1 protein-coding gene is annotated in these 1360 nt (G+C 36.2%); it reads right to left on the reverse strand.

Translation table 11 applies throughout. The features are described 5' to 3' along the window. Window positions 1–105: 105 nt before the first annotated feature. Entirely contained in the window at window positions 106–1080 is a 975-nt protein-coding gene (locus tag V7056_RS18635; protein WP_499703892.1) for an alpha/beta fold hydrolase, read from the reverse strand. Between the last annotated feature and the right edge of the window lie 280 nt (window positions 1081–1360).

Here is a 1360-nt window from a genome sequence, read left to right on the forward strand (position 1 = left end):
CCTTTCGTGTTCTTCAACTATCACACTAGTAAGTAAAACATGGAAAGGGCTACCACAGCAACCCTTTGTTACACTATCGTCATTTCATTTGAGTAATGAACGACATTATTTCTTAATCATGTTTAAAATTTCGTTGGCTACTAGGTCGGGCTGGTAATGATGTATATAATGTTCTGCTTCCTCTACAATGACTTGCTTACCCATATCGGACCATGAAGTCAATTTAGCCTGACTGTCAATCCATTCTGATTGTTGCTTTCCAAATCTCCCTGAAGTAATGACTGTCATAGGAACCTCCAAAGGCTTGTTTCCTTTCAACACCTTCCTCGCATTTAGCTTACTCTGCCGCATTTCATCAGTGATGTTTTTGTTGTTTGCTTTAAGAAGTGTGGAAAGTCGATCAAGCTCCTTCAGTTCATTAGGTAATTGTTTCAGTCCATTGCGTTCGTTTGCAATTGATTCCGCAAATCCTTCAAAATGATACATCATTCTGGCTACTCCCGACTTAACAAGAAAACGTTGAATTAAGGAAACACCCGTTAAAGGTGTCTGTTTAGCGTAATATTCAGGGCTTCCGCCATCTAACAGCACAACTCCCTTTACCTCATCCGGATACTTTTGAACAAAGCGAATCGTCTCAAGTGAACTAAGAGAGTGTCCGACCAGGGTGTAAGGTGGTTTTATCTCGGATTTTTTTAATAATTCATGCATTTCTACTACAATGTTGTCGATATCTCGTTTTCGCTCCGTTTGATCGCTATAACCATAACCAAAGCGATCAATCACAGCAAATCTGGCATGCTCTTCAATTCTATCATACAATGGATAATAGTCGACGTAAGGATTGACGGTTCCCCATCCAGCATTAAAAACTACTGTTACTTTTCCTTCTCCCCCGGTATAAATATGCATTTTGTGACCAAAGACATCATACTTCTCTCCAGGAGGCTTCAATTTTGCCAGATCGTTATTTGCGCCAATCCATTGGTATACAAAACCTACTCCCAATAATACAATTACTATTGCTACCAAGGAAATTAAAGTTTTTTTCGTCAATCTCCATAATTTTTTTAATTTCATCCTCTCCCCAGTTTTCCTAAAATATTCTTGTTCATTTTTATTCATATTATATTGATCAGCCTGACAAATTTGTGTAAAAAATTGGTAAAATTTATTTAGTTATTATATTTGGGTGTTTAACTATTTAGTAACTTTGGTCTATTATTTCCTTTACATGCGTAAAAAAGTCCAAAATACATAAGGTTATGAATAATACCTTACATATTTTGGACTTCTTCAGATATTTTGTTATGGCATTTATGCCCTTCTTTAGCTAATTATCGTTTGATAAAAAAGTTCA

The sequence above is a fragment of the Bacillus sp. JJ664 genome (assembly GCF_036962205.1).
GTDB lineage: Bacteria > Bacillota > Bacilli > Bacillales > Bacillaceae_G > Gottfriedia.

Coding starts and splice junctions, on each gene's coding strand:
- V7056_RS18635 (WP_499703892.1), bottom strand. CDS start 1,080: ATGAAATTAAAAAAATTATGGAGATTGACGAAAAAAACTTTAATTTCC.